The 15,022-nt window shown below is 40.5% G+C and carries 19 protein-coding genes; 11 read left to right on the forward strand and 8 right to left on the reverse strand.

All coding sequences use genetic code 11. The features are described 5' to 3' along the window. Window positions 1–43: 43 nt before the first annotated feature. The 6 genes from G9X63_RS03055 to G9X63_RS03080 all read right to left on the reverse strand — a co-directional run bounded on the left by G9X63_RS03055 (window position 44) and on the right by G9X63_RS03080 (window position 5,843). The gene (locus G9X63_RS03055; RefSeq protein ID WP_130895144.1) at window positions 44–769 is read right to left on the reverse strand and encodes a bacteriorhodopsin-like; all 726 of its coding nucleotides are present in this window, start codon (window positions 767–769) and stop codon (window positions 44–46) included. A 107-nt stretch (window positions 770–876) separates the two neighbouring features. After that, window positions 877–1,719 carry a Brp/Blh family beta-carotene 15,15'-dioxygenase gene (locus tag G9X63_RS03060; RefSeq protein WP_252624196.1) on the reverse strand — a complete coding sequence of 281 codons (843 nt, stop codon included), beginning with the start codon at window positions 1,717–1,719 and terminating at the stop codon, window positions 877–879. Continuing rightward, the gene (locus G9X63_RS03065; protein WP_252624198.1) at window positions 1,716–2,819 is read right to left on the reverse strand and encodes a lycopene cyclase family protein; all 1,104 of its coding nucleotides are present in this window, start codon (window positions 2,817–2,819) and stop codon (window positions 1,716–1,718) included. Before G9X63_RS03065 ends, G9X63_RS03060 begins: the two co-directional genes overlap by 4 nt. A gap of 63 nt (window positions 2,820–2,882) precedes the next feature. After that, entirely contained in the window at window positions 2,883–3,074 is a 192-nt protein-coding gene (locus tag G9X63_RS03070; protein WP_130895147.1) for a hypothetical protein, read from the reverse strand. After that, window positions 3,064–4,074 carry an endo-1,4-beta-xylanase gene (locus G9X63_RS03075; protein WP_252624200.1) on the reverse strand — a complete coding sequence of 337 codons (1,011 nt, stop codon included), beginning with the start codon at window positions 4,072–4,074 and terminating at the stop codon, window positions 3,064–3,066. Before G9X63_RS03075 ends, G9X63_RS03070 begins: the two co-directional genes overlap by 11 nt. 764 nt (window positions 4,075–4,838) lie before the next feature. Next, the gene (locus G9X63_RS03080; protein WP_252624202.1) at window positions 4,839–5,843 is read right to left on the reverse strand and encodes a proline iminopeptidase-family hydrolase; all 1,005 of its coding nucleotides are present in this window, start codon (window positions 5,841–5,843) and stop codon (window positions 4,839–4,841) included. Between the two features lie 164 nt (window positions 5,844–6,007). Between G9X63_RS03080 and G9X63_RS03085 the strand changes: the two genes are divergently transcribed. The 6 genes from G9X63_RS03085 to G9X63_RS03110 all read left to right on the forward strand — a co-directional run bounded on the left by G9X63_RS03085 (window position 6,008) and on the right by G9X63_RS03110 (window position 10,724). Continuing rightward, on the forward strand, window positions 6,008–6,283 hold the full coding sequence (locus tag G9X63_RS03085; RefSeq protein ID WP_130895158.1) for a helix-turn-helix domain-containing protein: 276 nt from the start codon (window positions 6,008–6,010) through the stop codon (window positions 6,281–6,283). A gap of 12 nt (window positions 6,284–6,295) precedes the next feature. Further along, on the forward strand, window positions 6,296–7,513 hold the full coding sequence (locus tag G9X63_RS03090; RefSeq protein WP_252624205.1) for a type II toxin-antitoxin system HipA family toxin: 1,218 nt from the start codon (window positions 6,296–6,298) through the stop codon (window positions 7,511–7,513). Between the two features lie 92 nt (window positions 7,514–7,605). Next, window positions 7,606–8,259, forward strand: coding sequence for a glycosyltransferase family 2 protein (locus G9X63_RS03095; protein WP_252624207.1), 654 nt, complete (start codon window positions 7,606–7,608; stop codon window positions 8,257–8,259). A 2-nt stretch (window positions 8,260–8,261) separates the two neighbouring features. After that, on the forward strand, window positions 8,262–8,996 hold the full coding sequence (locus G9X63_RS03100) for a hypothetical protein (protein WP_252624210.1): 735 nt from the start codon (window positions 8,262–8,264) through the stop codon (window positions 8,994–8,996). A gap of 74 nt (window positions 8,997–9,070) precedes the next feature. Beyond that, entirely contained in the window at window positions 9,071–9,583 is a 513-nt protein-coding gene (locus G9X63_RS03105; protein ID WP_201737833.1) for a fasciclin domain-containing protein, read from the forward strand. Between the two features lie 238 nt (window positions 9,584–9,821). After that, on the forward strand, window positions 9,822–10,724 hold the full coding sequence (locus tag G9X63_RS03110; protein WP_252624213.1) for a histone deacetylase family protein: 903 nt from the start codon (window positions 9,822–9,824) through the stop codon (window positions 10,722–10,724). On the opposite strand, the gene G9X63_RS03115 is transcribed toward G9X63_RS03110, so the two are convergent. Then, entirely contained in the window at window positions 10,721–11,875 is a 1,155-nt protein-coding gene (locus G9X63_RS03115) for a dipeptidase (protein ID WP_252624216.1), read from the reverse strand. The genes G9X63_RS03110 and G9X63_RS03115 overlap by 4 nt on opposite strands. Window positions 11,876–12,074: 199 nt before the next feature. Between G9X63_RS03115 and G9X63_RS03120 the strand changes: the two genes are divergently transcribed. From G9X63_RS03120 to G9X63_RS03140, 5 genes are all read left to right on the forward strand, one after another. Beyond that, a complete protein-coding gene (locus G9X63_RS03120; RefSeq protein WP_252624218.1) occupies window positions 12,075–12,254 on the forward strand; it encodes a hypothetical protein in 180 nt (59 codons plus the stop codon). Further along, the gene (locus G9X63_RS03125; RefSeq protein ID WP_252624220.1) at window positions 12,238–12,501 is read left to right on the forward strand and encodes a 4a-hydroxytetrahydrobiopterin dehydratase; all 264 of its coding nucleotides are present in this window, start codon (window positions 12,238–12,240) and stop codon (window positions 12,499–12,501) included. Before G9X63_RS03120 ends, G9X63_RS03125 begins: the two co-directional genes overlap by 17 nt. Continuing rightward, a complete protein-coding gene (locus G9X63_RS03130) occupies window positions 12,498–12,941 on the forward strand; it encodes a hypothetical protein (RefSeq protein ID WP_252624221.1) in 444 nt (147 codons plus the stop codon). The genes G9X63_RS03125 and G9X63_RS03130 overlap by 4 nt, the downstream gene beginning before the upstream one ends. 5 nt (window positions 12,942–12,946) lie before the next feature. Next, window positions 12,947–14,161, forward strand: a complete 1,215-nt coding sequence (locus tag G9X63_RS03135; RefSeq protein ID WP_252624223.1) for a serine hydrolase domain-containing protein — start codon at window positions 12,947–12,949, stop codon at window positions 14,159–14,161. An 80-nt stretch (window positions 14,162–14,241) separates the two neighbouring features. Continuing rightward, window positions 14,242–14,466 (forward strand): hypothetical protein, encoded by a 225-nt coding sequence (locus G9X63_RS03140; protein ID WP_252624225.1) that lies wholly within the window; start codon window positions 14,242–14,244, stop codon window positions 14,464–14,466. A gap of 120 nt (window positions 14,467–14,586) precedes the next feature. Here G9X63_RS03140 and G9X63_RS03145 read toward each other — a convergent pair whose 3' ends face one another. Next, on the reverse strand, window positions 14,587–14,967 hold the full coding sequence (locus tag G9X63_RS03145) for a PH domain-containing protein (protein ID WP_130895169.1): 381 nt from the start codon (window positions 14,965–14,967) through the stop codon (window positions 14,587–14,589). Window positions 14,968–15,022 lie beyond the last annotated feature (55 nt).

The raw sequence follows: 15,022 nt of genomic DNA on the forward strand, positions 1-15,022 counted from the left end.
GGGAACGATCGATGACCGCTCCCTTTCCTTTTGGAAATAACTATTATTTCGCTTCTGATGCCGTAGCACCTTTTGCGATGTTCCAAACAACTAGGCCGAAACCAATTTTGTTGATCGCATCAGCAATGTTGTAAGCTAAGTCAATGTTTCCTGAGAATCCTGATAACAAGTTACCTGGTAACATCATGTATCCTACTGGATAGATTGCCCAGCCCACTAAAGTGAACCAACGCATTACTTTAAAGCCAGTTTTTACATCTTCGTTAGAAGAAGCTGCTGCTAACTTAGAAGCCTCACCCATGTAAATTTCATAGATAATTAATGCCCATCCTAAGGTAGAGATGATTCCCCACATCACGTTTTGAGCTGGAACTACTGCTTCTCCGATGTAACCCGCAACTAGCATTACTACTGAGCCAAAGATTAAACGAGATAACATTCCTGTTTTAGCACCTGCTGGCTTTAAAATCAAGAAGTATTCAATACACATTAACGGCACAGTTAAAGTCCAGTCAATGTAACGGAATTGTGTAGGAGACTCGTGAGTGTCTAACCATACACCGCGCATGTAGAAATAATGCACTGCCGCAATAAAGGTGATCAAAGCAGAAATCAAAAGAGATGTTTTCCACTTATCGTTTACTGTACCTCTCTCTACAATGAAGAAGATCGAAGCAGCAAGCATCGACATGTAACCTGTAAAGAAGGTGAAGCCGATGTAATCTCCGGCAGCTAGGGTGCCGTTCAATAAAATGTTTAATGTTTCCATAAATGTTAATGATTTAAAGTTAAACTGTTAACTAAACATATGATGTCGGCAATTGTTTCAAATATTGTAAAAAAAATTTAAAAAAAAATTAAAATTGTACAAATTGTTCAATCTGGGCGTTTTATTAATTTATGCATAAGTAGAAAATGCGGTAGTGTCAGTAAGGAAAGAAATATGAAAATGGGATAAACTTGTAAGTTATTGGTAGCCAATTTCATATAAACTATCCCTAGTAAAATAGCCCCTGCAGAGAATGGGATTAGTTTTTTGTACAATTCCACTATTTTCATTTTCAGGTGCTTTCGCATGCCTTCAAAACTGGTGATGGCATGGCAACACGAAAAATAACAGATAAAGGCGGGAATTAGCGGCAGAAAATAACCGAAAACTAAAGCAAAAAAAGTATTGAAAAAAGGGTGAACGTTTTTCTTTTGGAAACCTAAAATCAACAACAAAAGGCTAACAAGTAAAGAAAATTTAGGCAAGCTTGGCGGTACTTTAACTTGCATTGAAGAGATAATTTCAAAAGCCTCTGACCAATGACTTAACAAGATAAAAGACAAAATTCCCGCACCTAGGCAAAGGGTCTGTGCCAGATTGATCCAGGTTTTATTGGATTCAACTGGCTGCACATCTTCCATGTCTCCGAAGTGAAACACACTAATGGCAATGAAAATAACGAATGCAAGCAAAGGAGAAACGAACCAAAGTGCCGCATAAGCCAGCATGATACCCAGGTAATACACGATAAATGGCCGCAAATGAAAAGTGAGATTTTCTCTTTGGGCGATTTTTGCCGCAATTAAATGGTCTCCAGCGCCATGTGGAATCCCGATGGCAAGCAGCAAAAAGCCGCTTATATATAAATCAATGGAGCTCGACCACGGTCCTACAAGGAAATACGTAACTATATAAAGAAAGGTAGCAAGGGCGCCTAGGTAGTTTTTCATCTCAGCAAGTGTTTGATAAACAAAGGGATATCGAGCTGGGAAAGTAATTTAATTTCGTCTATCAGCGAAGTTTTATCATCCAGAAAATTAAGTATTTCTTTTTTAGGGACCCGTGTGAACAGGCGATCCATGACCTCAGGAATCTTGATCATCTCATTTTGCATGATTTTCAACAGCATTTTGTCGTAAAAATGAAAACGAGCTGGCGGCGTAGAGCTGCGGTTTTGCGCTCGATCGATCGCATCAGCGTGCATTCGCGTAAACGCATAACCTGTGGAGGCTTTGATATTTCCACCAGCTGCACCGATGGTAAAAATAGGGCCTTCTTTTTTTTGTGTTTTTACACCCATGGGGATGGTCCCAGTTTCATTCGAGAGCACCGTATATTTTTGATTGGTATAGGTAAGGGCCATGTATTTTTGCCAAATCTTTTCATAAGCCTCTTGATCATACGCAGCACGCGTGAAAACAGTTGTTTCAATGAGTGCTTTTGTTTTGCTAAAGGGCAATATATAATGAAATACCGCCATTTCAGGAGTGGAAGCAGGTAAACTGAAGTCCATTAGCGTTACAGAAGAGTCGTTCACTATAGGCTCCTCAAACTCTATGAACTTGCCGCTGAAATGTTGGAAGATTAAGTTTGGCTCTGTGGATTTCACGGGTCTGGAATCAGCCACCTTTTTAGCTTGGTAAATTTGTCCGTTTTTACAGCTAATTTTCACGCCCGTAGGTAGTTCTTGCAAATCAGAAACCCACGTATTTAGGTGTGTAATGTTCGTATTCGCTTGTATGAAATCCTCGAAAAAGTAGGTGAAAAATTTACTTGAAGAAATGTAATGGTAGGCAAGTGGGTTAATTTCTGATGTGATGCTTTCGCCTTTAGAGGTTTTAAAGAGCATTGAATCCCACGATTTTTCGATTAAAAAGGGAAAACAGGATGCGTCTTTATTTTCCCAAAAACACCAACTCTTTGCCGATCGATCTCCTGAATCAAGGAGTAAGATTTTTTGTTCAGGATTCGCCTGTGTCAATTCATACAAAAGCTGCAATCCTGACGCTCCAGCACCTATAATCGCAATATCGTATACAAGTGTTGGCATCAATATAATTATTGAAATAAAAAATTGTACTATCTAAACCATAAAGTTGAATTATTGTTTTAATTATTTAAATCGCGCGGCATCAATAACTAGACAGAGCCCTGCATTGAAAATGACCAATGCGCCTGTTCCATAAAAGAACCAATCGCCACCTTGGAGTTTAATGAGACCAGCATCGATTGCCATGGAAAGTCCCGCACCGGTTAGCAACAGGCCTAGGGACGCCTGAAGAATCCACCTTGTTTTATTTTGCATGTTGTAAATAGTTAACTAAAGAATGATAACCTGGTTTTTTAACATAAGTTTCATCAAATAGGAGCGGATATTCTTTAGGTCGCTTGAAATAGCCACGTAACCAGGTGTCTTTATCGGAGATGTTCCAAAACGTGATGCCATATTGTTGCCTCGCCGGAATAGCACGAAACGACGTAAATATGAATTGGAATAATTCATTCTGCGTATTTGCTTCATAGATATACTCCGGATTGTTTTTCGGATTAACAGCGATGTCTAACTCCGAAAAATGAATAACGAGACCTGTTTGGGCAGATTGCTCAATTACCCTTGCAATTTCTGTGCGTTTCGAATCCACATTAATATGCATCTGCAAGCCTAAACCGTGAATAGGAATGTTACGCTTTTTTAGGTCAGCCACCAGATCAAGAATGGCCTGCATCTTTTTAGGATGGCCATCTTGGCCGTAATCATTGTAAAATAGAAGGGCATTGGGATCTGCCTCGTGGGCCCATTGGAAGCTTTTGGCGATATAATCCGGGATATGATCTGCCCAAAGAGAAGGCCGCAAACTGCCGTCATCTAAGAACGATTCGTTCACCACATCCCACCCAGAAACCTGGCCTTTATACCGCGTAACGACAGCCTGAATGTGGTTTTTCAGCATTTCTTCCCAGGCTTTTTGATCGCCTTGAAAATCCTTCATCCAGTGCGGAACTTGATTATGCCAAACCAAGGTGTGTCCATGCATTCGCTTGCCCGTCTTCACTGCGAAAGCCACAATTTCATCGCCTTTCGTGAAGTCAAAACGATCTGCTGCTGGATGAATCAGCATCATTTTCATGTGATTTTCCGCTGTTAGGCTGGTGAATTCGTTGCTAGCAATATTTCTGTAGGCTTCATTTTCCACTAACATTCTGGGATTAACAGAGGCCCCTAGACGGAAAGAGACTGCGTCCTTTAATAAACTTTGCGCATTGACGAGAGTGGAAAGGCCTAATAATAAGGCAATTAGTTTCATAGGTTGGAGGTTTATTTCTCCAAAATAGGTAAAATAAACGATATACTCTACCCTGATTCCTATGAAAATGACCCGCTGTTAAACTTGGTTTTAAGGATGTAGAAGGGATTTAATCTGGTTTTCTATCCCTGGTTTAAGGTGGTAATTAAGCATGCGTTTGTCTTCCTCAGATGGGGATCGTTCTATGGCATTTTTGATCTTAAACCTAAATTCTAAATGGAAATTGATGCGGTTAATAACGAGGTGCCTGATTCTTTTTTGGCTTTCTTGTGACTTTTTAGCGCAATTTAAAAGTTCATTTAAATCGATTGTCGTTATATTTTGGTCTCTATTTTGAAGTAAATGGTCAAGTAACTTGCGTTCAGGTTCGCATAACCAACTTAGTTTTTTACGATTTCTACTTTGCGATTGATGGATGCCTAAACTAGCGAGTAGTACGGTAAAAGCCAATAAACTCATGTGTAGAGGCAATCGGCTACTTTTAATTGTAATTGATTTGAAATTTTGAATGACTGGGGTTAGTCGATACTCAGTTTGAGCCGTATTCGTTTGAATAAAGAAGAAGCAAACGATGTGTAACAGGGTGTAAATTTTCCTCATCTAGCTTCTAGATTATGTATGGGTGTCATTGAATTTTTGTTTCCTTGGCAAAATTAAGGGCGCGGCGATTGGCGAGAAATAGACCCTAGGGTTCAATTTTGTAGACAGTCATACATAAAAAAAGACCACCCCTTTCGAGGCGGCCTCCTAATGAATAAGGGAGATTATTCCCCATCCACCTTCTTAATGAACGAAATGACACCGTTCATGTAGACTTTTTGGTCGTCCCACATGGCTAAGTGGCTGCCGTTAGGGCAGTATAAATAGGATCCTTTTTGGACTAATTTACTTTGTTCTTCCATCGCTTTAGGGTCCATCGTATCGTATTTTGCACCGATCATCAACGTAGGAACATAGAGTTCTTTTAAGCGATTTTTGATATCCCATTTTTCCAAAAGTCCGCTAATTCCGAACTCACTCGGACCTTGCATTCTCACATAAATCGAACTGTTTCCATGTTTAAATGATCGATTTACCGCATCTGGCCATTCTTGTAAGCGGCAAATATGTTCCTTGTAGAAGTTAGGAATCAATAATTCCATATAACGCGGATTGTTAAAATCCTTTTTTGCTTCGATCGCCCTTACTTCCGCTAGGACTTTAGGGTCCATCTGTTTGGCCAAAACCTCCTCCGCATATTTTCCATATTCTGGAGCGCTTGCTACCATGTTTGAGACCAAAAGTCCCTTCATATTCTTCTGGTATTTCAGTGCATATTCCATGCCTAAAATGCCGCCCCATGAATTCCCAATGATGTAAAAGTTCGACGAATCTGCACCGATGGCCTTGCGAACTTGTTCTACCTCTTCTACGAATCGCTCCGTTTTCCAAAGTGTCGAATCCGTCGGTTGGTCACTATAATACGAGCCTAGTTGATCGTATTCGTAGAATTCGAAGCCCTCTCTTTGGAAAAAAGTCTCAAAACATTCCATGTATTCGTGCGTCATCGCCGGGCCGCCGTGTAATAAGAGAATTTTGATCTTAGGATTAGTGCCAAAACGCTTCGTCCACACCTTAAAGGTACCGGCAGGTGTTTGAATGGGAATCATTTTCACTCCACCAGCTTCCAGGCTGTCAGGGTAAGAAAAGTAGTTATCCGCCGTTTCTTCACTTTTTGTGCAGGAAGTAAGGGCGAAAATCGACAAGAAAATTAGTAATAGTTTGTTCATCGTTTTTTTTCTTAAACATAAGTGGATTACTTGAAAAATCAATGTAGCACTTGTTCCAGAAACGGATAAGGGAACAAATTGGTGTTTTTAAAATCATGATTTATGGTTAATATAATAGCTATTTTTAATAAAATTATCTATATTTAGCTATTATATTATCTATTATGAATTCATATCTTTTGCATAAGACGCCTTTAGCTACGCAGGTAGAATTAGCCAGTAAATTACGCGTGTTGCGGAAGCAAGCAGGTTATTCGCAAGCAGAGTTAGCTCTTCGCTCCGGAGTTTCGCTTGGGAGTATCAAGCGTTTTGAAAGGACTGGAAAGATCTCTTTAGAATCATTAGTTCAATTAGCACATCTGCTTGATTGTCTGGATGATTTTGATTCCGTTTTTGTGTCTCGTCAAGTAGATAAAAGAGTGGAAAAATTGTTCACTTAAAAATTTGATTCCATGGAGAAGTTGAAAGTGATGTTAGATTTTGGGCCAAAGCAAGTGGAAGTGGGCGAGCTCGCGTTGCTAGAAAAATGTATTTATTTTAAATATGCAACTTCTTTTTTAGAGGGTCCTTGGGATATTTCTCCCTATCATTTGAAGCGGAGTGCTCAAATTCAAGAATGTTCCACCTCGTTATTTTCAGGGTTATTTGGTGTGTTTGATGATTCGCTGCCTGATGGCTGGGGAAAATTATTAGTGGATAGGAAGTTGTTAGCTTCGGGTGTTTCTTTGGAAGAGATCAATCCGCTACTGCGCTTATCCTTAGTAGGTCAAACAGGGCCAGGTGCTTTAATTTACCAGCCTGCGGAAGAAGACCTTGTGCAAAATGCTTCCTTTTCGGCATTGGAGGAAATGGAAATCGAAGTAAAAAAAGTGTTAGCGGATGAGCCTAGTGACTTTTTAGACGATTTGTTTGCCATGGGTGGAAGTAGTGGAGGAGCCCGACCTAAAGCGAATGTGGGATTTAATCCACTCACAGAGGAATTGTTCTTAGGAGCTACCGAAATGCCTTTGCATTTCGAACCTTGGATAGTGAAATTTCGGTCTACCTCTGATGTTTCGGATATGGCTCAAGTGGAATACGCGTATTATTTGATGGCCAAAGAGGCAGGCTTGGATATGAGTGACAGTCGATTATTTGAAGGACAGTCAGGGAGTTATTTTTTTGGGACGAAACGATTTGATCGAACAATAGGAAACCGGATTCATCTACATTCGGCGGCTGCGATGTTGCAAGATAATTACCGATTAAGTAGTTTAGATTATGGGCATCTCATGGAATGTGCCTTTCATTTAGAAAAAGATGTAGCCGCCATAGAGAAAATTTTACGACTAGCTGCCTACAATGTTTTTAGCGAAAATCGAGATGACCATAGCAAGAATGTCTCTTTTTTAATGGATGCAGAAGGAAATTGGACCTTAGCGCCACCGTATGATTTAACTTTTTCCCAATCTGCTCATGGTCACCACAGTATGTCAATAGCGGGAGAAAGTAAAAACCCCGGCAGAACGCATTTGCTTCAATTGGCGAATACATTTGGGCTAAAAAATGCCAATGAAATCCTGGATCAAGTAGAGGTTTCGATCTCTAAATGGACGGACTTTGCAGACCAAGCCAGAGTTTCAAAAGCGAGTCGCACTAGGATGGGGAAGGCGTTAGGTAGGAGACGGTAATAGATTCATCCTTATTGGGTAAAACGATTTTGGTATTATTTGACTAAATTTGCTCCTGCAAAGCCTATATTGGTGGAACTTATTAGCAGATCATGCCTAAGAATGTTAAAATATCGGTGTTGATGGCCGTCTATAATACGGACTTTCAATTAACCAAAAGAGCCATTGATTCTGTTTTAAACCAAGATTTTCAAGATTTCGAACTGATCATCATTGATGATGGTAGTACGGAAAATGATCGAAAAGCACTTCTCGAATATGTGGAAGCGCACGAGGAGAAGATTGTCTATATTAGGCACCGCAATCGCGGTCAAGCCGAATCCATTAATCGCGGTGTGTTGAACAGTGTGGGGGAATTTATCACCATTTTAGACAGTGATGACGAGTACAAGCCCTATCATTTAAGCACCTGTTTGAAAGAAATTGAAAATGTGGATTTGATTTGTTCAACCGCGGAGACCGTGGTGGACACGGTGGAAGATTATTATGTTCCGGATAAAAATGATCTAAGTAAGCCTATTCATTTAGATGATGCGGTGCTTTTTGGGACTTTATTTGGCCATCAAAAAGTGTTTAAAAGTATCGATTTTAAAGGCGGTTTTGCGGCGGATTCTGCCTTCTACGAGCGCGCAGAGATTGAATTTAAAACGAAGAAGGTATTCCAAAGATCTTACATTTACTACCGCAATAATCCGAACTCTACCTGTGCTTTATTAAAGCAAGAACTTCTGCTGAACGCTAATTAATCATGCAAGATCTTGTTTTAGCGTGTCACATTACGGGAGTGTATGATGTGAATCGGAATATGACCTTAGCGGATGATTCCTATGAACTTGTCAGAGAATGGGCGGAATCAGTTGCGGCGGCGAAGCTGAAAGGGGTTATTTTTCACAATAGTTTTTCGGATCAGACCTGTGTAAAGTATTCAACAGAGTACATTTCTTTCGAGCGCATCACATACAATCCTTCTTTTAATCCGAATGTCTTTCGCTATTTTGTCTACCGCGATTATTTAGCCAAGCTTACGCAGGTTAAGGGTGTTTTTGTGACGGATGTATCAGATGTGACGGTGGCGCAAAACCCTTTCGTTCAACCTCTTTTTACTGCTAATCCAGATTTCCTTTTTTGCGGCGATGAGCCTAAAGCCTTGCACAATGAGTGGATGCTGGCACATGGGGAGCATTTGCGCGGGCAAATGGCAGATTATGCGGCCTATGAGGAACGTTTTGCTTCCGAGGTACTTTTAAATTGCGGTGTTTTCGGAGGACATTTTCCTCTGTTTTTTGATTTTTTGCAGCAGCTGTGTGCCTTGCATTCAACCTATAATCACACTAATAAAACGGCTTATACGGGCGATATGGGTGCCTTTAATTACCTCGCCAGAACGCGATTTAATGACAATTTACACCACGGAGCTCCCGTAAATACGGTTTTTAAGGCTTATGAAAACGAGCGGACTGATTGCTGGTTTCGGCATAAATAAAATATAAATCCCATTCTTCAAAACTTATTGATAATAAGTGAGTTATAGACTTACACAATCTAAACAAAAGAATCATGATGTTTAAAAAATTAGCTCTGTCCTTAGTGGCGTCAATCGCTTTATCTTTTTCTGTTAGCGCTCAGAAAACAGTTGTAGATATCGCCGTGGGATCAGCAGATCACACTACTTTAGTGGCAGCTGTTAAGGCGGCAGATTTAGTAACTACGCTTCAAAGTGCAGGTCCGTTTACGGTTTTTGCTCCTACAAACGCAGCTTTTGCAAAATTACCAGCAGGAACGCTTGAATTTTTATTGAAAGCAGAGAATAAAGCAACGCTTGCTAAAATCTTAACTTACCACGTAGTTGCAGGTAAATTTGCTGCTGGAGATGTGGTGAAAGCAATCAATGATGCGAAAGGAACTTTATCGCTGAAGACAGTTAGCGGAGCTACTTTACTTGCTTCTTTAAAGGACGGTAAAGTGATTTTAAAAGACGAAAAAGGAGGTATTTCTACGGTAGTAGTGGCTGACTTAATGGCAGGCAATGGCGTTGTTCACGTAATTGACTCTGTGGTTTTACCTAATTAATCATTTGGGGTGATTATTTTTTGAGAAAGTGGCCAAAAGCTTTTTGGCCACTTTTCTTTTTTATACCTGCTTTCTCCCGAATTCGGGCTTTACATTTTAAAAATCAAGAATCATGTTTAAAAATTTTAAAGCATCTGAGATGTTAATTGTCTCTGAACAAATTGAAGAATTAGGAGTTTAATTGGTGGCGAAGCCCGTAAGAAAGAAAAAAGTGGTCGTTTCGTAATCCACTAGTGAAATGATTAAAATTGCTTTCGATCCCATTTACGCACATGAGTTGCCGGAAAATCACCGGTTTCCCATGCTGAAGTATGAATTAATTCCGGCGCAGTTACTTCATGAAGGGACGTGTCATCCAGAGCAGTTTTTTTCTCCCAAATCGTGCACAAAAGATGTGATTTTGTGGACGCATGACGCGGTATACTTAACTAAATTAGTAGATCAATCACTTAGTGCTTCTGAACAGCGACGCATAGGATTTCCACAATCTGAACTACTTGTTCGACGCGAATTAATCATCACCCAAGGAACAATAGACGCCTGTCACTTTGCACTTGAAAGTGGGGTTTCTCTAAATGTGGCAGGTGGCACACACCATGCTTTTGCGGATAGAGGAGAGGGTTTTTGTCTATTGAATGATATGGCGATTGCGTCTAATTACCTGCTAAAACATCAATTAGCTAGTAAAATATTAATTATAGATTTAGATGTGCATCAGGGGAATGGGACTGCATCTCTTCTCCAAAATGAATCGCGTGTCTTCACCTTTAGTATGCATGGCGCTACCAATTATCCTTTCCACAAAGAAAAGTCCGATCTAGATATTGGGTTATCGGATGGCACTGATGGAGTCACTTATCTATCGATTTTGGCTGAAACGTTACCGCGATTAATCAAAGACGAAAAACCTGATTTTATCTTTTATTTATCTGGCGTAGATATTTTAGCAACAGATAAGTTAGGTCGATTGTCGGTGAGTTTGGCTGATTGTAAGGAACGCGATCGTTTCGTTTTTAGCTTGTGCAAGCAGCATGAAATTCCCGTTGTAGTTGCGCTCGGAGGGGGCTATTCGCCCGATATTAAGGATATCGTGGAAGCGCATTGCAACACATTTCGTTTAGCAATGGATTTTTTTAGTTAGTTTTTCTTCTCGTTAGCCTTGTAAACTCGCAGGAAATTTCCTCCTAATACTTTGGTAATATCCCTATTTGAATAACCTCTTGCGATTAATGCCTGAGTGAAAAGCGGATAATCTAACACCGTTTTCAGTTGTTTAGGCGCTGAATTAATCCCATCGAAATCAGATCCCAAACCCACGTGATCCACTCCAATCAGTTTCACGATGTGGTCAAAATGCTTCATCAGTTGTTCTAGATCAGGTTTGATGGCATCACTTTCAAGTGGATATTTGTCTGAAATAGCGGTGAAAGCATATTCCGTTTGCATGCCTGAATGAATTAAGGAGTCGATTTCAGCAGCGTGGTTTTTGCGGAATGCTGCATCTTTTTTGAAGAAATCTACATCTACAAAGCCAGAAAAGAAGTTTAGATGGATCACTCCGCCGTTCTTCCCGATAGCGATAATTTGATCATCTTTCAGGTTTCTAGATACCGGACAAATGCTGTAAGCATTGCTGTGAGAAGCAATAATCGGTTTTGTCGTCGTATTAATTACATCCCAAAACGTCGTCTCACCCACATGTGAAACATCCACAATCATACCTAGTTGGTTCATTTTTTTTACCACCGTTTTGCCAAAATCCGTCAAGCCTTTATGCCCCTTGTAATCCGGATTCTTCTCATCCGCATGCGAGCTTGCCCAGCCGGGGGAATTATTCCAAGTAAGTGTCATATACCGCACTCCCCGGTTATAAAAAGTCTCTAATTTCTGTAGATCATTCTCGATCATATGACCACCTTCCACTCCGAATTGTGCCACTAATTTTTGCTCTTTTAAGGCGCGCTGGATCTCTTTCCTGGTTTTGGCAATCACCACCTTATCCGGATTTCTGGCTGCCACCGCATACAAACTATCCATCTCCCGCATGGCCCATGCATAGGGATTCGCTTTTTCTCCATCACACCAAACAGAAAACAGCTGGTAATCCACGCCTCCCTTCTTAAATCGCGCTAAATCCGAGTGATTAATCCCCGTTAAATCCTGGTCCAGCGATACCTTTTTCTCGATACAAGCCGTCAAGCAGTCGTTGTGCGTGTCGACTAGAATCGATTTGAAATGGATGTCTTGAGCAAATGTGGAGAAGGAGAGGAGGAGGAATATAAGGTGTTTCATGCGTTGGAAGGTTTTATTGAAATTATCAGTTTTTTGTGATTAAATCAATAAGACGCTATAAATCAGGTATTACTAATTTGTTTCGTCTATATTTGCCAATGGTAGATGAGTGGATTATTTATGATAATACCAGCACTCTTCCAGTAGTGATATGTCGCAATGATTTTAAGAGTGGCTTGCAAATCAAAAATCTAGCATTATGGAAAGCACTAAAACAAGTAAGGTAAAAGCCTTATTGTCTACTTTGGATAAAATCGAGATAGGCATGAAACTCGTGAAAGCGGATCTAATCGCCTACAAAAAAGCTAAGAACTCAGAAATAGTTGTCATGCAGGGCGATAAAATAGTCTATTTAAAACCAGATGAAATCCCTGACTAACCCTATGACCACCTGGAAGACAACCAATCAATCCCTTGAGAAAACATTCGAATTCAGCACTTTCGAAGAAGCGATGCAGTTCATGCAGGACGCCACTCCATTTATCACCCAAACGGATCACCATCCCACTTGGTCGAATACCTACAATCGGGTTCACGTAATAATCACGACACACGATGCAGGTAATCAGGTGACGGAGAAGGATCATACATTAGCGAACTTTTTAGACGAATTATTTAATCAATGAGAAATTTATTTCTACTCCTATTCTTGTTCCCTTTGCTAGCGATGGGTCAAAGCCAAACCAAAGACGAAGACCAAATCAAAGCAGTTATTTTAAAGACCTTTTCCGCGATGAAATCCGTGGATTCTGTTGCCTTGAAGTCTTGTTTTACGAGCAATGCTCTATTGCATATTAGCCAGGTGAAGCCGGAGGGAAATGTGGTCAGGGAGGTGCCAGCCACTAAATTTATCCAAAATGTGATGACTAGAAAACCGGGTGAAATGGACGAGCGAGTACTTTCGTGGGGACCTATTTTAATTGACCAAGAAATTGCGACGGCTTGGGTTCCGTATGAATTTTACCTGAACGGAAAGTTTAGTCATAAAGGGGTGGACGTATTTATATTCGTTAAATCGGGTAATGAATTCAAAATCAAGACGCTCTTGTACAATATGCATCAATAGATTCTATGAAAAAATGTCTACTTATTTTACTCGTATTTACCTTTGTGAGTGCAACCGCTCAGAAAGGAATCTACTATCCTTCCGCTAAAACCTGGGAACATAAGTCACCTGCTTTTTTCGGGATTGATACGATCAAAGTGAAGGAGGCAGTGGATTTTGCCAAAACCCATGAAACAACCCAACCTAAAAACTTGTGGCTCTCCCAGGCGATGCAATTCGGAAAGGAGCCCTTTTCTGATCCGATCGGGCCTATGGCGGATCGTGGCCCTGTGGCTGGAATCATCATTTATAAGGGATATATTATTGCGGAATGGGGAAATCCATCGGCTGTGGAAATGACGCACAGTGTGACGAAGAGTTTCTTGTCCTCTGTAGTAGGTTTGGCCAACGAAAAAGGGTTAATTAGTTCATTAGATGATAAAGTATACACCTATTTGCCTCCTGTTGAGGTAATGAGTGGGGAGTCTCCATTAAATGAGAACCCGATCTCGAAAAAATCATTCATCTATCCTTTCGAAACCGAGCACAATCGCAAGATCACTTGGGATCACTTGTTGAGACAAACGAGTGATTGGGAAGGCGTTTTGTGGGGCAAGCCGGATTGGGCGGATCGACCTTCAGACAAAATAGCAGAGTGGACGACGCGGAAGCGATTTGAACCCGGTACGGTGTACAAATACAATGACACGCGAGTGAATGCGTTGGCATTGGCGGCGACCTTGGTTTGGCGAAAACCCTTACCAGAAGTGTTGCGTGAGAACATTATGAACCCTATCGGGGCATCCAATACCTGGGCTTGGACTGGTTATAAAAATGCGTGGATTGTTATTGATGGAAAGCTGATTCAATCGGTTAGTGGGGGAGGCCATTTTGGGGGTGGAATGTTTATTAATGCCTACGATATGGGCAGATTCGGCTTATTAACGTTGCGTAAGGGAAATTGGAATGGTAAGCAAATTTTATCGGAAGACTGGATTCGTAAGGCTACAACGCCTACCGTCGCGAATACAGGATATGGCTTTATGAATTACTTTTTGAATACAGATCGCAAGCTATATCCTTCCGCACCCGCTACCGGCTATGCACACATCGGGAATGGCACGAATGCTATTTATGTGGATCAGGAGAACGATTTAGTAGTCGTGGTTCGTTGGATGGAGGATAAGTCGATAGATGGTTTTCTCCAAAAATTGTTGTCGGCCTTACCCGCAAAGAAATAGTAGTTATCAATTTCTTGATTAGCTTATATCCAAGTTCTCTATTGTTTTTTTGTATGTTTGTTAAAATAAGTATTTGACCTATGACAACCTCAGCGATTAAAAAGCAAGTGGATAATTATCTGCCTTTATTGCCTATAGGTCAACAATCACTCGTTTTAGAGGTTATTAAAAGTTTATTTGAAGAGGTTAGTTCATCTGATCGAATTGGTAAAACTCAATACAACAAAGAAATTGATGCAGCCGTAGCAAGAATGGATGCAGGTGATTTTATTTCTCATGAAGATGCTTTGGATGAATTATCCTAGTGCAAATTTATCGATTTAATCCAATTACCGAGGAAAACTCGGTTGTTGGATTATAAAATCCAACAACTGAATTTGGGAGCAATTTGCAAAATCTGCAATTTGCTCCCAACTCCAATATCACTACTTCAACACGTGAAACGCCAGCACATTCTGCACATCGTACACATTCACTGATTTATTAAATTGCTTTCTGATACTGGGTTGAGCTTCCCCAGAGATCCAAATCTTCAATTCCGCATCTAGATCAAAAGTCCCAGCCGTTTCGATACTGAAGCGCGAAATGCTTTTATAGTTGATAGATTTGTATTCTGTCTTAGAGCCTGTGAGTCCTTGCTTGTCTACTAAAATAAGGCGCTTAGAAGTAAATATGAAGGTATCTCTGATGAGTTTGAAGCCTAGTTCGATGTCTTCGCCTTCAATCAGGAGTTTGCCAAAATCTTTCAATAAATCCTCCTTACTAACGGTTCCTGCGTTTCCTAAAATGGCTGAAAATAGTCCCATGTTGTTTTGATTATGTGTTTTTGAGTGATGGATGAAATTACGGAAATTAATTTAG

This window comes from Aquirufa antheringensis (assembly GCF_023921165.1).
Taxonomy (GTDB): domain Bacteria; phylum Bacteroidota; class Bacteroidia; order Cytophagales; family Spirosomataceae; genus Aquirufa; species Aquirufa antheringensis.